Genomic DNA, 20,045 nt, shown 5'->3' with positions numbered 1-20,045 from the left:
ATAGATATATAATTAACTAATTGAAATATTAAGAAATAAAGAGTAAACAGGAGAATATCAAAGTATAAAGAGGGAATGAACAATGCACAATTAAGGATGATTTTCTTCCCTTTGGTTAGAAAATCTTTAATAAGATTAAAGATTAAAGATTAAAGATTAAAGAGCTTTTCACCTATGGTGAAAAGGGGAAAGAAAAATAAAGATAAATATACAATCAAAGGAAAAGGCATAGTCAAAAGATATAAGGGTTTTTAGAGTTGTTAGGGGACTCGTAATAACTGTGAACTGTGAAATAAGCATGGGATAAGATAATAAAGGAGAAACTATATGGGTAATAAAATAATAAGTAAATACGATTTTTTTGTAACTGTTGTAGTTACAGTCATTGGGGCTGGAATATTTTCATTACCTAGTGAATTAGCTAAAGAAGTGGGAGCTGATGGGTGGATTGTAACATTACTACTTGGAGCTATTTTTTTTATAATTGTATCTCTGCAAGCCAAAGCGGTGGAAATAAATAATTATAGTAGATTAGATGTTATGTTACAAAATAATTTTGGTAAGATTATTGGAAAGGCTATTATTTGTTTAATAATAGTATCTTCTTTAGTGATAATATCATTGGAATTAAGAACTTTTACAGAAGTGTTTAAAATGTTTTTGCTAGAAAAAACTCCAACTGAATTGATTATTATTATTATGATTTTGGTAGGAGTTTATTTAGTCAGAGGTGAATTTGAAAATGTGATTATGTTTAATGAAGTTATATTTTTTATTATTTTTATCCCATTATTTTTATCATTTCCTTTTATTTTAAATGGTGCGGATATTACGAACATACTACCGGTATTTGATGATCAGATATCAGATTATATTTTTGCTATGAAGAGAACGATACCTAGTTTTAGTGGTTTTAGTATTATTTATATGATACATCCGTTTTTGAGTGAAAAAAGAGATTTGAAAAAGAGTGGGATGAAAAGTGTATTTTTTATAACTTTAGTATATACAATTATTATAATTATTTCATTGGCTGTATTTCCGAAAGAATATAATAAAGAATTGTTGTGGCCTACAATTTCAATGGTTTCCATAGTTGAGATACCAGGAGCTTTTTTAGAAAGATGGGAAGGAATAGCTATGAGTTTTTGGACGTTGTTTATTTTTTCAACATTTGTTAATTTGTTTTATTTTTCATCTTCTTTATTAGAAAATACATTTAATTTGAAAGATGTTAAAATTACTTCACTTATGTTAGCACCTATTATTTATATGATGGCATTATATCCAGAAAGTATTTCACAACTTTATGCTATATCAGCAATTATAATGCCTTATATGGATATGAGTATAATCCTTGTTTTACCAATTATTCTTATAATATTTCATTTCTTCAAAAAGAAGGTGAATAAAAATGCCAATTAAAAAGATTGCTGTAGCGATATTATTATTAGGCAATATACTTTTAGTAGGGTGTTGGGATAAAGATGAAATAGATAGAAAGAGTTTTATTTCCACTATAGCTATAGATGTAGGGAAAGATATTGGAAAAGAAGAAGAATTTAAACAAATTGAAGAAAGTCAGGAATTTCAAGGAAAAAATCTGGAAAAAATAAGTGTTACTTTTGGCTTCCCAGATATAAGTGAAATTGTTACAGGTCAAAGTGGGACAGCAACTGAAAAATTTATAAATACAAAAGCGTATTCACTTCAAGATGGAATTACTAAAATGGCATCTAAAACTAGTAGGGGTATACATACTTCTCACACGAAATTATTAATTTTGAGTGATGAACTGTTAAATTATCCAGAAACTTTTAAAGAAGTATTGGATTTTTTAGAAAGAGATGCATGTATGAATAAAAAAATGCAAGTGGTTGTGGCAAGTGGTAAGGCAGAAAGCTATGTAGATTATAAGCCTTTAACTGAAAAAAATATTGAGAGCTATATAATTGGGTTAATGGATAATAGTAAGAAGAATTCAACTATACTTCCAGTAACATTAAATGAACTTCAGATTTTACTGCATCAAAATGGAAATGCAATTATTCCTACGATGAATTATGATAAAAATCAAGACCAAGTTTTTTTATCTGGTATTACATTGATAAAAGATTTCAAATCAATTGGTGGTTTAGATGATATTGAAACTTCTTCTTTAGAGATTTTAAGAGGTAAAGTAAAAGGTGGCAATAAGGCTATTTTTGTTGATGGTCATCCTGTTGATTTTGAAATTGATTTTATTAAGAGAAAAATTGATATTATAGAGATGAATAAAGATAGTTTGAAGGTGAAAATTAAGATTGATTTAGAAGGTCAGTTAAAGAATTATCTTTATGAAAAGGATGCATCTGATGATATTGAGTTAATTGAAATACAAACATTTTTTAACCAATCTATTGAAAAAGAAACTGAAAAAGTAGCGAGGATAATGCAAGAAAAATATAAAATAGATGCTATAGGGATTAGAGAAGTGGTTGAAAAATATCACCCTAAATATTGGAAAGAAATTGAAGAAAATTGGGAAGGAGTTTTTGAGCAATCTACTATAGATGTTGAAATTAATACTGCTATAAGGCGAATTGGGGTTGTTAAGTAAGTTTTTAATGTGCAGAGTGCAATTTGCACTCTGCAAACTTCACTCTTTTTTTATGTAAAGAACCAAATTATTTAAACAATAGTTTAAATAGCAATAATATTTTAAAATATAGAAATATTTTAAATACTGTGTGTGAATAAAAATAATTAACTTGTCCATACTTCTAAATACAAGATAGATATTTAGAAATAATGGAGGATAATTATGAATATTATGAAAGAGATCAATAAAAAAATAGTTATTTATAGCATTTTGGTTTTGATGACATTGGGAATTATATTGTTTATGAATTATAGGGAAGGACAAGCTTCTATTGAAACTATATCTAATAAAATAATAAGATTTCATGTAATTGCTAATAGTGATACAGTAGAGGATCAATCTTTAAAGTTAGCTATACGGGATGAAGTATTAGAATATATACAACCTAAATTAGAAAGTTCAAAAGATTTGGACCAATCTAGAAATATACTTGAATCAAATAGTGAAAAGATTATAGAGATAGCAGAAAAAGTAATTGAGGAAAATGGCTATGAATATAAAGTTGAGATAAGCTTGAAAAGAGAAAATTTTCCGGTAAAGACATATGGAAATGTTACTCTCCCAGAAGGAGAATATGAGGCTTATAAAATAGTAATAGGTACAGGGCAAGGACATAATTGGTGGTGTGTAATGTTTCCACCACTATGTTTTACAGATATCACAGAAGAAGAAAGTGTTAAAAAAAATGAAACTAATATGAAGAAAGTTCTGACAGAAGATGAATATGAACTTGTAGATAATACAACAGATAGCAATTTAGATTCACACAGTGAAGAAAAAGATTCTTTCATACAGGGAATTAGAGAATTTGCAAAAAGTGTTGGTAAAGATAATTCAAAAGATTTTATTGAAAATACAGATGGTGATTTAGAAAATGAAGATAAGGCTTATAAAATGGAAGAAAAATCTACTGATAAAAGTTTAATGGATGATAATTGCGGTTCTGATAATGAAAATAAAAGAAATATCGAGATAAGATTTAAGTTATTAGATATATTTAATGATTTATTTGAATAAATTATTTCTTTTGGTAGACATTATAATTGTATAGGCATTATTTGTTTACATAGGAGTGATAAAAATGAAAATGTCAAAAAAAAGAATAATTTATACTGTTAGTGTAGCTTTTATAGTGGTATTCTCAACTACATTTGCTATTCTTATGACTTTAGAAAGGATGGATTATAGGAATTATCTTCAAGCGCAATATAGTAAAAATATGTATCAGCTTATTGATTCGGTGAATAATATCAAGGTTGATTTGAGTAAGGCAGCAATAGTAGGGTCGAGAGAGCAAAGCATAGTTGTTTTCCAAGATATATTTAGGTATTCATCAATTGCTAATGATAAAATTCATTCAATACCCGTATCTCAGGAAAGCATAGATGAAACAAGTAAGTTTCTATCGCAAATTGGGGATTTTTCTTACAGTTTGTCTAATGTAGCTTCACAAGGGTCAGATTTAAGTGATGAAGATTATCAAAATATAGAAAGTCTCAAGAATGAGGCAGATTACTTACTTATTCAATTAAATGAAGTTCAAGGTGAGATTAATGAAGGGAAGGTTAAATGGGGAGAAATTAGAAAGAAAGCTTCAATAGCTTTTGCTAAAGATAATAAAACATTAATTACGGATAAATTTAAATCAATACAAAAGCAAGTAGCTCAATATCCAGCTTTGATTTATGATGGTCCTTTTTCAGATAATATTATGGAAATAGAACCTAAAATTGTTAGTTTAGAGGTTATTAGTGAAAAAGAAGGAAGAAAAATAGTTGAAAGTTTTTATGGAAAAGATAAAATTTCTAGTATTGAAGAAATAGCTGGAGATGGCGTAACTAGGATACCTGCCTTTAGATATAACGTGTATTTTAATGAAGGAGAAGAAGATGACCATTCAACAATAGAGATAAGTAAAAATGGTGGTAAAATAGTATATCTATTAGATAATAGAACTGTAACAGATCCGACAATTGAAATAGAGGAAGCGATTACTAAAGGTGAGGAATTATTAAAAAATATAGGGTTTCTAAATATGAAACCTATCTATGCCTTAAAATATAACAATATTGCAGTAGTAAGTTATGTTTATGAGCAAGGAGGAATATCAATTTATCCTGATCAAGTTAAAATTAAGATTGCACTTGATGATGGCTCGGTGGTTGGAATTGAAGCGGAAAAATATTTAATTTCACATGAAGAGAATAGAGAGATTCCTGAACCACAAATTTCTAGGCAAGAAGCATCTGAAAGAGTTGGAGAAAGGCTAGAAGTGGATAATGTGAGTTTAACACTTATCCCAACTGAAACAAATGAGGAAGTGTTGTGTTACGAATTTAGCGGAAGTTATAATGATGAAAATTTTGTAGTTTATATAAATGCAGAAACAGGATATGAACAAAGAATACTTCAAATACTAAACACACCTAACGGACAACTTACTATTTAAAAAGCTATATTTTAAAGAATTATTGATAATAATGAGGATTGTTTTTGAATAAAAGTTTTATTATTTTTGAGTGTGCAGAGTGCAGTTTGCAATGTACAGTTGATGATGATTTTCCTAGGACCTCGAAGAATCTTTAATTAATTTAAAGACTTACGAAGAATGAGGAAGTTATCATGAATTGTGCATTGTGCATTGTGCATTGTGCATTGTGCATTGTGCATTGTGCATTGAAATAAAGTGGTGTAAAATTAATGTGAATATAGTATAATATAAAAAGACATTTTATAAAGATGTCTCTTTATTACTTTAGTATAAGGTAGGTTGATAGTATGAAAAGAAAGATTGCTGTATTATTTGGTGGAAAGTCAACTGAACATGAAGTGTCAAGAGTTTCTGCCTCTTCAGTACTTAAAAATATGAATACCCAAAAGTATGAAATCTATCCAATAGGTATTACTAAAAGTGGAGAATGGTTTTTATATAATGGTAGCTATGATGATATTGCAAGTGGTGATTGGGAGCAAGATATTAATAACAAAATAGAAGATGGCTACGATATGTTATTTAAAAATAAGATTGATGTAGTACTTCCTATACTTCATGGACTTTATGGAGAAGATGGTACTGTGCAAGGATTATGTAAACTACAAGGTATACCATGTGCGGGTCCAGGAGTTATGTCTTCAGCTGTGTGTATGGACAAGGTTTATACAAAATATGTACTTCAGAACTTTGATATTAAACAAGCAGATTATGTTGTAATACTTTCTTATGAATACAAAAAAAACAAAAAACAAATACTAGATGTAATTGAAAATAAATTGGGATACTCAGTTTTCATTAAACCTGCTAATAGTGGATCTTCGGTTGGTATAACAAAAGCTCATAATAGAGAAGAACTTGAAAAGGGGCTTGAAGAGGCTATAAAATATGATAGAAAAGTGTTGGTTGAAGAAGCTATTGATGCAAGGGAAGTTGAAGTAGCAGTTTTGGGTAATGATGACCCTAAAGCTTCTGTTCCAGGTGAAATTATACCAGCTAATGAATTTTATGATTTTGAAGCTAAATACAATAATTTAGAGTCTAAATTATTAATACCAGCAGATTTGGATGAAAAAGGTTTAGAGAGTATTAGAGAATTATCTGTGAAAATTTATAAACTATTGGATTGTGCTGGAATGGCAAGAGTGGATTATTTAGTTGATAAAAACACAGGGGAGTTTTATTTTAATGAATTAAATACTTTACCTGGATTTACACAGATTAGTATGTATCCTAAATTGTGGGATGCAACAGGTAAAAAATATTCAGAATTAATAGATGATTTAATAGACCTTGCAATTGAACGAAATAATAATTAAACGACTGTAATTGTTTAAGAAAGGGGCTTGAAATGGCAAGAGCGTTGGCTTTAGTTTCTGGAGGATTAGATAGTATACTTGCAGCTAAACTTATAAAAGAACAAGGGATTGAAGTAATAGGTATTTGTTTTAAATCATATTTTTTTGAAGAAGAGAATGCTAAAAGAATGGTTAAGCAGATAGATATACCACTAGAGGTGGTTGATTTTGCAAATGAACATTTAGAGATGGTTAAAAATCCTAAGCATGGCTACGGTAAAAACATGAACCCATGTATTGACTGCCATGCAATGATGATGAGATACGCAGGTGAATTACTTGAAAAATTTGATGCTGATTTTATTATTAGTGGAGAAGTTTTAAATCAAAGACCTATGTCTCAAAATAAATCAAGTTTAAAGACCGTAAAAAAAGAATCGGGTTATGAAGATATAATACTAAGACCTTTATGTGCGAAGGTTCTTGAGCCAACTCAAATGGAGATAAACGGCATGGTTGATAGAGAAAGATTACTTGGTTTTTCAGGTAGAACTAGAAAGCCACAAATGGAATTGGCAGAAAAATGGAATATAAAGGATTATCCATCACCGGCTGGTGGCTGTAAAATTACTGAACCTAACTATTCTGTTAGATTGAGAGATTTGTTAAATAATAAAGAAAACCCTGAAGAAAGAGAGTTATATTTATTGAAAGTAGGTAGGCATTTTAGATGCTCAAAAACATCAAAGATTATTTCAACAAGGACAGCTGACGAGGCTAATACAATAAAAAAGTTTTTAACAGAGGAAGATACTGCTTTTTTAGTAAAGGAGCATAGAGGATCTTTGGTTGTAATTGTTGGTGAGAAGGGTGAAGAAGATATTGAGCTTGCTGCTAAAATAGCTGTTAGATATTCGAAAGGTAAAGATTTAGATGGGGTTGAAGTAATGTATGGAGATTATTCTAAGCCTTTTGAGAAGGAAATTATTGTTGATAGAATTTCTGATGAAGAATTAAATAAATTTATGATAAAAGAGTGATATAGAGTTTCAGGTATGAAACTCTATAAATTGAATGATAAGAAAGGTTTAATTATATGGAGAAAAAAGCTTTGATAAAGGTATTGAGCAGTCAAATAGGGAATGAAGAAGATTCTATAGAAATCGTAACTCAAGGTAGTTTTTATAAGAAAGAAAATTATTATTATGCAGTATATGAAGAAACAGAACTTTCAGGTATGGATGGAACTACAACAACAATGAAGTTTAATGGAGAAGAATTTAATCTTATTAGAATGGGTACTACAAATACAGAGATGAAATTTAAAAATGAAGATGAGAATATATCAATGTATAGCACACCTTATGGAACTTTAGAATTATTAATATCTACCAATGAATTAGATATACAAGTAGATGATGAAGGTGGAGATGTTTTTATTGATTACTATTTGTCAGTAGAAGGACAGCAAACAAATAATACTCAATTGAAAGTTAATATTAAATCACAAAATTAAAAGCATAAGTGTCTAGGCACTTATGCTTTTTATATATAAATAAATTAAATTATTTATCTTTTAAAAAATATCAAAAAAAAGTGTGGAATTAAAAATAAATATGTGTTATGATAGGTAATATGTTTTAAAGCACGTATTACTCCCATTTTATGAGGGTAATTTCTATTATAATAACTAATTAGTAAGTTGTCAAGAGTTTATATAAAAAAAGGAGGAAAAATTTTGAGAAAAAATAACACAAAATTTGTTTTTATTACTGGTGGAGTTGTATCTTCTCTTGGAAAAGGCATAACAGCGGCTTCTCTTGGAAGATTACTTAAAAATAGAGGTTTTAAAGTTTCAATACAGAAGTTTGATCCGTATTTAAATGTTGACCCTGGTACTATGAGCCCATACCAGCATGGGGAAGTATTTGTTACTGATGATGGTGCGGAAACTGATTTAGATTTAGGTCACTACGAAAGGTTTATTGATGAGAATCTAAGTCAAAATAGTAATGTAACTACTGGAAGAGTTTATTGGTCTGTATTATCTAAAGAGAGAAGAGGAGACTACCTAGGAGGTACAGTGCAAGTTATTCCTCATATCACAAATGAGTTGAAAGATAGAGTATATAGAGTATCTAAAGAAAAAGATGTTGATGTAGTAATTACAGAAATTGGAGGTACTACAGGAGATATCGAGTCATTACCTTTCTTAGAGGCTATTAGACAAATTAAGTATGAAGTAGGAAGAGAAAATGTGTGTTTTATGCATGTTACTTTAGTGCCATATTTAAAAAAAGCTGGCGAGTTAAAAACAAAACCTACTCAGCATTCTGTTAAAGAATTAAGAGGAATAGGAATACAACCAGATGTTATTATATGTAGAAGTGAGAAGCCTTTATCAGGAGATATTAAAAAGAAAATCGGTCTTTTCTGTAATGTAGAGGAAGAAGCAGTTATCCAAAATCTTGATGCGGATGTATTATATGATGTACCTTTAATGTTGCATGAAGAAGGAATAGATACTATTGTTTGTAAGAAACTTAACTTAGAAGATACCATTATTGATAATTCAGAGTGGCAAGCCTTAGCTGATAGAGTGAAGGGACTTAAAAATAATGTTACTATAGCTTTAGTTGGTAAATATGTTGAACTTCATGATGCCTATCTTTCAGTAGTTGAAGCATTGAAACATGGTGGATTTGCTAATGATTCAAATGTTGAAATTAAATGGATTAATGCAGAGAATGTTAATAAAGAAAATTGTGCTGATATATTAGAGGATGTTGATGGAATACTTGTACCAGGTGGGTTTGGAGATAGAGGGATAGAAGGTAAAATAGCTGCAGTACAATATAGTAGAGAAAATAAAATTCCTTTCTTTGGAATATGTTTAGGGATGCAATGCTCAGTAATTGAATATGCAAGAAATGTCCTTGATTATGCAGGAGCAAATAGTTCTGAAATAAATGGTGAGACGCAATATCCTGTTATTGACTTGATGCCAGATCAAATAGATATTGATGAAAAAGGCGGAACTATGAGATTGGGCGTGTACCCTTGTAAATTAAAAGAAGGGTCTAATGCACATAAGGCGTATGGTGAAGCGGTAATATATGAAAGACATAGACATAGATATGAGTATAATAATGAATATAGAAAAGATTTAGTAGAGAAAGGATTAGAAATTACAGGGATAAGTCCTGATGATAGATTAGTTGAAATTGTAGAAATTAAGGATCATCCTTGGTTCCTTGCTACTCAATTCCACCCAGAATTCAAATCAAGACCTACTAGACCACATCCACTATTTAAAGATTTTATTAGAGCTTCTTATGAAAATAAGGAAAGATAAACATAAAAAAAGGCTGTGTCAGAAATGTTTCTGAGGCAGCTTTTTGTCGTTGAGTATAGGTATATTATTTTATTATGACAAAATATTACGAGTAAAAATTCCTGGCGTATATATATTCAAATATATAAAGTAAGTAATAAGTTGATACTAAAAGAAGTTCGAAGAGAAAAACTTAAATTTTCGTTAACTAAAAATAATTAATGATAGTGATATTGAAAAGGTTTTTTAGCTTAAATGTAGAATATAATAAGTATAATCACATGAATTGGAGGAGTGTTATGGTTATTAATTCTTTGATTTCATTGGCTATTAAAAATGGTAATGGAGAGTATAGAATTGTTACATTGTCTGTTTTTGAAATTGAAAAATTGCAAAAGGAATTTGATGAGTTATATATTATTAGAAATAATTATAATGAGGTGATTATTAAAATAAAATGTATGCTCTGTGGAGAAGATCATACTTATAAATATAAAATCAGAAATTTTATGTCTAAAACAATAAATATATGTGGATGTGAAAAGTTAGGTATTCCAATAATTATTATAGGCAAAAGAGATGAAATAAAAAGTAGAGTTAAAAAATATGAAGAAGTAAATAAAAAAGTAAGTGAAATATTAAAGACCCCTTATGTATAAATTCTATAAAAAAATGTATGTTTGCAAAAAAACTCTTAATAAATAGTGGATTTATTATTATGTTTAGTTTATAATCAAAAATGAAAACACTTCACAAAAACGTTATCGATATATAAAATAGTCTTTTTATCTTTTTTAATTCCCTTAAAATCTTAAATTAATTCAAGTGTTGTATGGTTTTGACTAATTGATATATTTATATATGTTTTGTTTTGTTAAAAATTGGAGGATGAGTAAATGTATGTCAGTATAGAAGAGAAAAAAGTTTCAGAACTTAGAGAAATTGCTAAAGAATTAAAATTGAAAAATATATCTAAACTTAAGAAAGAAGAATTAATAAGTCTTATAAAAGAAAATGAAGGTTTTGCTATAAAAGAAGATGGAGTAATACTTAGAGAAAAAATAAGTCCTAAAAAACCTTTAGGGGACGAAGTGGATAAAGAAAATAAAGAGTCAATTAGGAATAATACTACGAATAATAGCAGTTATAGTAATGGTAGTAATAGAAATACTAATGATATTACAGATAATAGTAGTGATGCTAAAACAACAGGGCTTAAAACAATGATTGATCAATCAAACTCGGCAAAAGGAGTTTTGGAAATTAATGAAAGTAACAGCTTTGGATTTTTAAGAGGTTCTAATTATTTAACTACTCCAGATGATATTTATGTATCACCATCTCAAATAAGAAGATTTAATTTAAAGACTGGAGATGAAGTTCAAGGGAAAGTTAGAATTCCTAAAGAAGGAGAAAAGTTCAAAGCATTACTTTATGTAGAAAAAGTAAATGGGGAAAATCCTGATAAAGCATCAAAAAGAGGTAAATTTGAGAAATTAATTCCGATATATCCTAATCAAAGATTGAAACTTGAAACAACTAATCAGAATTTATCAACTCGATTAATGGATTTGCTTTGTCCTATAGGTAAAGGCCAAAGAGGTATGATTGTAGCTCCCCCTAAAGCCGGTAAAACCACTCTTTTAAAACAAATTGCCAATAGTTTAACTAGAAACAATCCTGAAATTAAATTAATAGTTTTACTTATTGATGAAAGACCAGAAGAAGTTACAGATATGCAGAGATCTATAGATGGAGAAGTTATATATTCTACATTCGATGAGGAACCTCAGCATCATTCAAAGGTAGCGCATATGGTGCTTGAAAGATCAAAACGTATGGTAGAACAGGGGCAAGATGTTGTAGTATTACTAGATAGTTTGACAAGGCTATCAAGGGCATATAATTTAACAATAACACCTACAGGGAGGACTTTATCAGGAGGTTTAGATCCTGGAGCATTAATTATGCCTAAGAAATTTTTTGGTGCAGCTAGGAACATAGAAAATGGAGGTAGTTTAACTATATTAGCTACAGCATTAGTTGACACTGGAAGTAGAATGGATGATATGATTTTTGAAGAATTTAAAGGTACAGGTAATATGGAAGTTCACTTAGATAGGAAATTAGGAGAAAGAAGAATATTCCCAGCAATAGATATATATAAATCAGGAACAAGAAAAGAAGATTTGTTACTTGATGAGGATGAACTTGAGGCATCAATATCTATTAGGAAGTCTATGTATGGGGATGGGAATTTGGCATTAATTCTTGAAAGGTTGATTTCGGTTTTATCTAAAACTAAGAATAATAGAGAGTTTTTAAATATAACAAGCAAACAAAAATGGGAAAGATAAATCTTTCCCATTAGTTTTTATTCTTCTATGTCTTCTCTTTTCATGTTGTATTTCTTCATAAATCTTTCTACTCTACCACCAGTATCTAGCATTTTTTGCTTACCAGTATAGAATGGGTGACATTTAGAACAAACCTCAACTTTAAGCTCTTTTTTAGTTGATCCAGTTGTGAAAGTATTTCCACAAGCACAATGAACAACTGTATCATGGTTGTATTCTGGATGTATTCCTTCTTTCATTATTTTCACCTCACATGCTTTATTCTATTTATTTTTTCAGAATAATTCAAATCAAACATCAACCATGTAATTATAACATAGACAAAAATATTCGTCAATAAACTTTGGGCCTTTTATATACGGCAAACTTTGGGTCTTTTATATACCATTAATATTTGATACAATAGATTTGTTCATAAAAATGGAGGGATATATAATGTACGGACCGAAAGATCATGGATGGATTGAAGTTATAGTAGGACCAATGTATAGTGGAAAATCCGAAGAATTAATTAGAAGAATTACAAGGGCAAATATTGCAAGACAAAAAGTACAAGTTTTTAAGCCAGCAATAGACAATAGATATAGTAAGTGTGATGTGGTATCTCATAGTGGAGATAAATGTGATGCTTTTCCTGTAAAGGATAGTTCGAATGTCTTAGAACTTATAGATAATGATACAGATGTAGTTGCCTTTGATGAAGTTCAATTTTTTGATGATGGAATTATAGATATAATAAGAAAATTATCAGATAATGGAAAACGAGTTATATGTGCTGGACTAGATATGGATTTTAGAGGGGAACCTTTTGGACCAATAGAAAAACTTTTAGCTATTGCAGAATTTGTTGATAAAATCCAAGCTATTTGCATGGTTTGTGGTAATCCAGCTACTAGAACTCAAAGATTGATAAATGGAAAGCCAGCAAGATATGATGACCCTATTGTTTTGATAGGAGCTACGGAAGCTTATGAAGCACGATGTAGAAAGTGCCATATAGTTCCGAAAGAAGAGGTGTGAAAATGAGAAAAAATTGCAATGTAGGTGGTCAAGCGGTTATAGAAGGCGTTATGATGCGTGGCAATAAAGGTGTTGCTACAGCCATAAGAAAACCTGATGGAGAAATAGAAGTTAAATTTGAGGATATAAAACCGTTGACTAAGAAATATAAGATTTTAGCTATTCCAATAGTAAGAGGTTTTGTAAGTTTGATTGATTCATTATTTATTGGAATAAAAACACTTAATTATTCTGCTTCTTTTTATGAAGAAGAAGAAGAACCATCAAAATTTGAAAAATGGCTAGAAAAGGTATTTAAAGGAAGAGTAAATGATGTGCTAATTGGATTTTCTTTAGTTCTTTCTTTAGCTTTCTCAGTGTTACTTTTTTTCTTACTGCCTACGTATATTGCTAATATATTTAAACGAGTTGGCGTTACTAGTTCAATTGGATTAAATATAATTGAAGGTGTGATTAGAGTTGTAATATTTATAATCTACATAACTTTGATTGGAAAAATGGAAGATATAAAGAGGGTATTTCAGTACCATGGTGCAGAACATAAGTCAATATTTTGCTATGAAAATGAAGTCGAGTTAACACCACAAAATGCAGCTAAATTTGGAAGATTACATCCAAGATGTGGAACAAATTTTTTGTTTCTAGTTATGATTGTAAGTATAATCCTTTTTTCACTAACAGGTTGGAATTCTGTTCTTGAAAGAACTTTGTATAGGCTTATTTTATTACCTTTTGTATCTGGAATAACTTATGAAATAATTAAATGGATGGGTAGAAGTGAAAGCAAATTGTCTAAAATATTCGCATATCCAGGATTGGCATTGCAAAAGATAACTACGCAGGAACCGGATTTAAGTCAACTAGAAGTAGCTATTAAAGCATTAAAGGTTGCAGAGGGAATAGAGAAAATTGACAATGAAGATGATGTTGAGCATTTAGAAGAAGATGATAAAGATATTGATGCTTTTCTTAAACAAGAAGGGGAAGCAACAAAAATTTAAGTTAAGTGGTATCACAAATGGAGAATAATTATGAAAATTAGAGAATTATTGACTGAAGGCTATAATATTTTAAAGGAAGAAAATATTGAAAGCTATATGATTGATACGCAACTTCTATTATGCCATGTAATACAAAAAGATAGGATTTTTCTAATAACAAATAGAGAATATGAAGTAGATATAGAATTAGAAAATAAATTTAAAATTCTAGTAGAAGAAAGAAAAAAAAGAAAACCTATAAAGTATATTATTGGTAAAACTGAATTTATGGGTTTGGATTTTAATATTGAAGAAGGCGTTTTGATACCAAGAGCAGATACGGAAATATTAGTAGAAAAAGTTATAGATTCTATTAGAGAAAATTCCTATAATAAAGTGTGTGATGTTTGTTGTGGAAGCGGTGTAATTGGTATATCTATTGCTAAGCTTTCATCAGTATCTGAAGTTAATTTATATGATATTAGTGAAAAAGCAATTGAAGTAACTAAAATGAACATAAAGCAGTTAAGCGTTAATGAGATCGCTTGCACTTATAAAAGTGATCTTCTTAAAAGGGCTATTGGTGATAAAATAAGATTTGATGTAATAGTTTCAAATCCTCCATATATAAGAGAAGATGTGATTCCGTCTCTTATGAAGGATGTAAAAGATTATGAGCCTTATATTGCTCTTAGTGGTGGAAAAGATGGACTGTATTTTTATAGGGAAATAACTAAACAAAGTCTAGAGGTATTAAATAAAAATGGTTTATTAGCTTATGAAATTGGGTATGATCAAAAGGACGACGTGTTTAGAATTATGGAACAGAATGGATTTAAAAAACTAGAGTGCGTTAAAGACCTAGCAGGAAATGACAGAGTGATTATAGGAAAGTTAAATTAGTATTGGCTGATAATTGTGAGTTAGAAGAAAATGTGCAAAATAGAGAAACTTATGATATAATATTAAATTGTGAAAATATAAATACGGAGTGATATATAATGTTTGATAGATTATCCTTTATTGAAAATAAATACGAAGAACTTTCTATGAGAATAAGTGACCCAACAGTTATGGCAAAACAAAATGAGTGGAGAAAGCTTTGTAAGGAGCATTCTGATTTAGAGATTATTGTTATGAAATATAGAGAATATAAGAATGTTAAAGAAGCTTTAGACGATAATAAAGAAATGTTAAGAGAAGAAAATGATCGAGAAATGAAAGAAATGATACAAGAAGAAATTAAAGAGCTTGAAAGAAATAAAGAGATTTTTGAGGGTGAACTTAAAATATTACTTTTGCCAAAAGATCCTAATGATGATAAAAATGTATTTATTGAAATTAGGGGTGGTGCTGGTGGAGACGAAGCAGCTTTATTTGCGGCAGATTTATTTAGAATGTATACAAGGTATGCTGAAAGACATGGATGGAAAATGGAAATGATGAGCGCTAATGAAACTGATATTGGTGGTTTCAAAGAAGTTGTATTTATGCTTAGAGGTGAATCAGTATATAGTAAATTGAAATTTGAAAGTGGTGTTCATAGAGTTCAAAGAGTTCCTAACACTGAATCAAGTGGTAGAATTCATACATCTACGGTTACTGTTGCAATTATGCCGGAAGTAGATGATGTAGAAATAAATGTAGACCCTAACGATGTAAGAATAGATGTATTTAGGGCTTCAGGACACGGTGGACAGTGTGTAAATACTACTGACTCAGCCGTAAGAATAACTCATTTAGAATCAGGAATAGTTGTTTCTTGTCAAGATGAAAAATCTCAACTTAAGAATAAAGAAAAAGCCATGAAAGTATTAAAGGCAAGACTTTTTGAAAGAGCAGAAGCTGAGAGATCAGCAGGTATAGCAGCAGATAGAAAGAGTCAAGTAGGTTCAGGAGATAGATCAGAGAGAATAAGGACTTACAATTTTCCGCAAGGTAGAGTATCTGATCATAGAATTGGGTTAACACTTTATAAATTGGATAGTTTTATTGATGGAGATATAGACGAAATGATAGATGCGTTAATAACAGCTGAACAAGCTGAAAAAATGCAGGAACTAGGAAATTAAAGATAAACTATAGGAAAACTTGATTTAGATTAAGAAAATTTATATATGTAATAATTGGATATAAGATAAAAAGCTTTGTATTTTTGAAGCTTTTTATTTTTTTACAGAGAATAGTTCATCTAATCTTACAATATTATTTAATTAAGAAGAGGTGAGATGGATGTTAAGTATTTTCAGTATTACAGTAATTGTAGGTAGTATTTTAGCAATATTAGGAACTATGATTGGTGCAAGTATTAGTGTTATATTATCAAAACCATCAAAACATACATTAGCTTTCATAAATGGTATTGCTTCAGGAATAATGATATCAATTACTATTTTTGATTTAATTCCTGAAGCTATTGAAAAATTAAAGTTTAGTTTTTGCTTGTTTTATATTTTTATAGGATTCATTTTGATGTTTTTACTTAATATTCTCTACAGAGAATATGCAATAGACAAAAATCATTTATTTAAGACAGCTTTTTTTACTTCGATGGGTTTGATGTTACATAATTTACCTGAAGGTATAATAATGGGAATTGGTTTTTTAAATAGTAATCCTATGGGAATAAAAATGAGTATGCTGATTTTCCTGCATGATATTCCAGAAGGGCTGGCAGTTGCATCTTCTTTACTAGCTATAAATAAAAAGACTAGCAAAGTATTGTTATACTCACTAATAACAGCTCTTCCAACTTTAGTGGGAATATTTATAGGTCTTAAATTTAGAGGAATAACAAATAATATAATTGGTTTATTTTTAGCATTAGTATCTGGGATAATGTTATATATAGTTTTTTTTGAAATGTTAAGAGAGTCAATAGAACTTTCCAATAGAGAAAACGTAATTTTTAGCATATTAACGGGAATTTTATTAGGCCTTGTAATTATTTTTATGTTGTAATAAAATACTATAGAATGGTAAAGTTCAGGAGAAGATGCATATGAAAACAAAGTTAGAGTTATTAAATGAAGATGATGTTGATAAGAGGATTATTAATGAGGCGAGCACGGTCATTAAAAATGGTGGAATAGTAGTATTTCCTACTGAAACTGTTTATGGACTTGGAGCAAATGCTTTAGATGAAATAGCTGTTAAAAAGATTTTTGAGGCAAAAGGCAGGCCACAAGATAACCCACTTATAATACACGTATGTGACAAAAACATCGATAAATTTGTATTGAATATACCTAATGTGGCAAAGATACTTATAGATAATTTTTGGCCAGGACCACTTACAATTATTTTGCAAAAATCTGAAAGAGTTCCTTATACAACTAGTGCAGGTCTGGAAACGGTAGGGGTTAGGATGCCATCAAATAATATTGCAAGAGAATTGATAAAAGGAGCAAAAGTTCCTATAGCAGCTCCTTCTGCAAATATTTCTGGAAGGCCAAGTCCTACAAATGTAGAAAGGTGTATAGAAGATTTGAATGGTAAAGTTGAGTACATATTAGGTGGAGAAATATCAAAATTTGGACTTGAATCAACTATTATTGATTGCACAGTTGATCCACCATGTGTTTTAAGACCAGGAGCTATTACCCTTGATATGTTACATAAGTTTGATGACAGAATATATATTGATCCAGCAATCATGGAAAAACTAGGAGATAGCGTTAAACCTAAAGCTCCAGGAATGAAATATAGACACTATGCTCCAAAAGCACCGTTAAAGATAGTTCTTGGTAGCCAGGATAGAGTTGTAGAGGCTATTAATAGAATGACCAAAGAGTATAGTAATGATAAAATTAAAGTAGGAGTTTTAGCTACTGATGAAACTATTGATTTATATGAAGAGGTTATTGTTAAGAGCTTGGGCTCAAAAGCGAGTTTGAATGATATCGGGCAAAACCTTTTCGAATTATTGAGAAGTTTTGATGAAGAAGATGTTGAAATAATTTTATCAGAAGGATTCGAAGAAGAAGGAATTGGACTTGCAATTATGAATAGATTAAAAAAAGCGGCAGGATTTGATATAGTTAACGTATAAAGGAGTTATGAAAAAATATGTTTAATATACTTTTTGTTTGTACAGGGAACACATGTAGAAGTGTTATGGCAGAGTATATTTTTAATGATTTAAATTTGAATAATAACTTAAGCGGAAGCTCTGCTGGTATATCAGTTATACCTGATTCAAGTGTAACAACTAATACTATAGATATATTAGAGAAGTTTTTGGATATAAAAATTAATGGAAGAAAAGCTGTGCAAATAAATAAAGACTTAATAGAGCAAAATCAATTAGTGCTTTGCATGACAGATTATATCAAGGAAATTCTTGTTTATAATTTTCCTAATAACAAAGATAAAATTCATAATATTCATCAATATGTTGGAAAACAAGGAGATGTAATTGATCCTTTTGGAGGAGATATTGAGATTTATAAAGAAACATATAGATTTTTAAGAAAAGATATTGAGTTATTAATCAATAAAATCCAAATATAGGAGGAAATAAATGAGAATAGCAATAGGTAGCGATCATGGCGGTTTTTTATTGAAAAAAGAGGTAATGCAGCATTTAGAGGAAAAAGGTGTAGAATTTAAAGATTTTGGACCATTTACAGAAGCATCTTGTGATTATCCTGATTATGCTGAGCCAGTAGGAAAAGCTGTTGTTTCAAAAGAATATGATTTAGGTATATTAATTTGTGGAACAGGTATTGGCATAAGCATTTCAGCTAATAAGGTTAAAGGTGTAAGGGCCGCTTTATGTCATGATACTTTTAGTGCTCATGCTACTAGAGAGCATAATAATGCAAATATTTTAGCTATGGGAGCAAGAGTAGTTGGTCCAGGATTAGCATTAGATATTGTGGATACCTTTTTAGAATCTAAATTTGAAGGTGGAAGACATGAACGAAGGGTAAATAAAATACATGCAATTGAAGAAAAATCTTGTAAATAATAGAGCATATGCTCTAATAATAAAAAATTAGGAGGTCATTAAATGAGTAAAGTAACACAAATAGCACATCCACTTATTCTACACAAATTGGCTTTTATTAGAAGTAAAAATACGGGGTCTAAGGATTTTAGAGAGCTTGTAGGAGAAGTCGCAATGCTTATGGCATATGAAGTAACAAGAGATTTGCCTTTAGAAGAGGTTGAAATAGAAACACCTATTTGTACAACTAAATGTAAGATGCTCGCAGGTAAGAAATTGGCAATTGTACCAATATTAAGAGCAGGTTTAGGAATGGTTGATGGAATGTTAAAACTAGTTCCAGCAGCTAAAGTTGGTCATATTGGTATGTATAGAAATGAAGAAACTTTGAAACCGGTAGAATATTTTTGCAAATTACCTCAAGATATTAATGAGAGAGAAGTTATTATAACTGATCCAATGCTAGCAACAGGAGGTTCTGCTATTGATGCTATTGGAGCTTTGAAAAGTAGAGGAGCAACTAATATAAGACTTATGTGTCTTGTAGCAGCACCAGTTGGAATTGAAGCTGTAATGGAAGCTCATCCAGATGTAGATATATATGTTGCTGATATAGATGAAAAATTGAATGAAAATGGATACATAGTTCCAGGTTTAGGTGATGCTGGAGATAGACTGTTTGGTACTAAATAGTAGATAAAAACAATGCATAATGCATAATTTACAATGCACAATTAAGGATGATTTTCTTCGTTCCTCAGAAAATCTTTAATTAAATAATAGATTCTTTGAAGAATTTAAGAGGGTCATCTTTTGAAAAGAAATATTTTGAAACTAAAATATTTCTTTCTTTTTAATAAATAATATTAAGAATTAAATATTAATGAAGTAAAATAGTTGTGAACTGTGAACTGTGAACTGTGAACTGTGAACTGTGAACTGTGAACTGTGAACTGTGAACTGTGAACTGTGA

19 protein-coding genes and 1 pseudogene are annotated in these 20,045 nt (G+C 29.7%); 19 read left to right on the top strand and 1 reads right to left on the bottom strand.

What is annotated here, in order from left to right; all coding sequences use genetic code 11:
- The first annotated feature begins 327 nt into the window (after nucleotides 1–327).
- The 10 genes and pseudogenes from ACVHXK_RS16925 to rho all read left to right on the top strand — a co-directional run bounded on the left by ACVHXK_RS16925 (nucleotide 328) and on the right by rho (nucleotide 12,121).
- Entirely contained in the window at nucleotides 328–1,425 is a 1,098-nt protein-coding gene (locus ACVHXK_RS16925) for a GerAB/ArcD/ProY family transporter (protein WP_461207587.1), read from the top strand.
- Nucleotides 1,415–2,599 (top strand): Ger(x)C family spore germination protein, encoded by a 1,185-nt coding sequence (locus tag ACVHXK_RS16920; RefSeq protein ID WP_461207586.1) that lies wholly within the window; start codon nucleotides 1,415–1,417, stop codon nucleotides 2,597–2,599. The genes ACVHXK_RS16925 and ACVHXK_RS16920 overlap by 11 nt, the downstream gene beginning before the upstream one ends.
- A 213-nt stretch (nucleotides 2,600–2,812) precedes the next feature.
- Nucleotides 2,813–3,394: pseudogene (gene spoIIR, locus ACVHXK_RS16915) on the top strand (stage II sporulation protein R); the annotation flags it as partial.
- Between the two features lie 328 nt (nucleotides 3,395–3,722).
- Nucleotides 3,723–5,090: a germination protein YpeB gene (gene ypeB / locus ACVHXK_RS16910; protein ID WP_461207585.1), complete on the top strand. Its 1,368-nt coding sequence runs from the start codon at nucleotides 3,723–3,725 to the stop codon at nucleotides 5,088–5,090.
- A gap of 329 nt (nucleotides 5,091–5,419) precedes the next feature.
- Nucleotides 5,420–6,451, top strand: coding sequence for a D-alanine--D-alanine ligase family protein (locus ACVHXK_RS16905; RefSeq protein ID WP_461207584.1), 1,032 nt, complete (start codon nucleotides 5,420–5,422; stop codon nucleotides 6,449–6,451).
- A 32-nt stretch (nucleotides 6,452–6,483) separates the two neighbouring features.
- Nucleotides 6,484–7,470, top strand: coding sequence for a tRNA 4-thiouridine(8) synthase ThiI (locus ACVHXK_RS16900; protein WP_461207583.1), 987 nt, complete (start codon nucleotides 6,484–6,486; stop codon nucleotides 7,468–7,470).
- 56 nt (nucleotides 7,471–7,526) lie between these two features.
- Complete coding sequence (locus ACVHXK_RS16895) at nucleotides 7,527–7,946, top strand: YwiB family protein (RefSeq protein WP_461207582.1); 420 nt, start codon at nucleotides 7,527–7,529, stop codon at nucleotides 7,944–7,946.
- A 222-nt stretch (nucleotides 7,947–8,168) separates the two neighbouring features.
- Nucleotides 8,169–9,785 carry a CTP synthase gene (locus ACVHXK_RS16890; protein WP_461207581.1) on the top strand — a complete coding sequence of 539 codons (1,617 nt, stop codon included), beginning with the start codon at nucleotides 8,169–8,171 and terminating at the stop codon, nucleotides 9,783–9,785.
- Nucleotides 9,786–10,063: 278 nt separating this feature from the next.
- A complete protein-coding gene (locus ACVHXK_RS16885) occupies nucleotides 10,064–10,423 on the top strand; it encodes a hypothetical protein (protein WP_461207580.1) in 360 nt (119 codons plus the stop codon).
- A gap of 237 nt (nucleotides 10,424–10,660) precedes the next feature.
- Nucleotides 10,661–12,121 (top strand): transcription termination factor Rho, encoded by a 1,461-nt coding sequence (rho, locus tag ACVHXK_RS16880; RefSeq protein ID WP_461207579.1) that lies wholly within the window; start codon nucleotides 10,661–10,663, stop codon nucleotides 12,119–12,121.
- Between the two features lie 17 nt (nucleotides 12,122–12,138).
- On the opposite strand, the gene rpmE is transcribed toward rho, so the two are convergent.
- Nucleotides 12,139–12,360 (bottom strand): 50S ribosomal protein L31, encoded by a 222-nt coding sequence (rpmE, locus tag ACVHXK_RS16875; RefSeq protein ID WP_461207578.1) that lies wholly within the window; start codon nucleotides 12,358–12,360, stop codon nucleotides 12,139–12,141.
- 196 nt (nucleotides 12,361–12,556) lie between these two features.
- Here rpmE and ACVHXK_RS16870 point away from each other — a divergent pair, with 196 nt between their 5' ends.
- The 9 genes from ACVHXK_RS16870 to upp all read left to right on the top strand — a co-directional run bounded on the left by ACVHXK_RS16870 (nucleotide 12,557) and on the right by upp (nucleotide 19,765).
- Nucleotides 12,557–13,141, top strand: coding sequence for a thymidine kinase (locus ACVHXK_RS16870; RefSeq protein ID WP_461207577.1), 585 nt, complete (start codon nucleotides 12,557–12,559; stop codon nucleotides 13,139–13,141).
- Nucleotides 13,142–13,143: 2 nt separating this feature from the next.
- Entirely contained in the window at nucleotides 13,144–14,142 is a 999-nt protein-coding gene (locus tag ACVHXK_RS16865; protein WP_461207576.1) for a DUF1385 domain-containing protein, read from the top strand.
- A 30-nt stretch (nucleotides 14,143–14,172) separates the two neighbouring features.
- The gene (gene prmC, locus ACVHXK_RS16860; protein WP_461207575.1) at nucleotides 14,173–15,024 is read left to right on the top strand and encodes a peptide chain release factor N(5)-glutamine methyltransferase; all 852 of its coding nucleotides are present in this window, start codon (nucleotides 14,173–14,175) and stop codon (nucleotides 15,022–15,024) included.
- Between the two features lie 98 nt (nucleotides 15,025–15,122).
- Nucleotides 15,123–16,193: a peptide chain release factor 1 gene (gene prfA / locus ACVHXK_RS16855; protein ID WP_461207574.1), complete on the top strand. Its 1,071-nt coding sequence runs from the start codon at nucleotides 15,123–15,125 to the stop codon at nucleotides 16,191–16,193.
- Nucleotides 16,194–16,353: 160 nt separating this feature from the next.
- Nucleotides 16,354–17,082, top strand: coding sequence for a ZIP family metal transporter (locus ACVHXK_RS16850; protein ID WP_461207573.1), 729 nt, complete (start codon nucleotides 16,354–16,356; stop codon nucleotides 17,080–17,082).
- 40 nt (nucleotides 17,083–17,122) lie between these two features.
- Nucleotides 17,123–18,172 carry an L-threonylcarbamoyladenylate synthase gene (locus ACVHXK_RS16845; RefSeq protein ID WP_461207572.1) on the top strand — a complete coding sequence of 350 codons (1,050 nt, stop codon included), beginning with the start codon at nucleotides 17,123–17,125 and terminating at the stop codon, nucleotides 18,170–18,172.
- 17 nt (nucleotides 18,173–18,189) lie between these two features.
- On the top strand, nucleotides 18,190–18,633 hold the full coding sequence (locus tag ACVHXK_RS16840) for a low molecular weight protein arginine phosphatase (RefSeq protein ID WP_461207571.1): 444 nt from the start codon (nucleotides 18,190–18,192) through the stop codon (nucleotides 18,631–18,633).
- 10 nt (nucleotides 18,634–18,643) lie between these two features.
- Nucleotides 18,644–19,093, top strand: a complete 450-nt coding sequence (gene rpiB / locus ACVHXK_RS16835) for a ribose 5-phosphate isomerase B (RefSeq protein ID WP_461207570.1) — start codon at nucleotides 18,644–18,646, stop codon at nucleotides 19,091–19,093.
- 42 nt (nucleotides 19,094–19,135) lie between these two features.
- Complete coding sequence (upp, locus tag ACVHXK_RS16830) at nucleotides 19,136–19,765, top strand: uracil phosphoribosyltransferase (RefSeq protein ID WP_461207569.1); 630 nt, start codon at nucleotides 19,136–19,138, stop codon at nucleotides 19,763–19,765.
- Nucleotides 19,766–20,045 lie beyond the last annotated feature (280 nt).

The organism is Clostridium sp. DL1XJH146 (assembly GCF_054819755.1).
The sequence above is the reverse complement of the archived record's forward strand: the minus strand, read 5'-3'. Positions and strand labels throughout refer to the sequence as shown.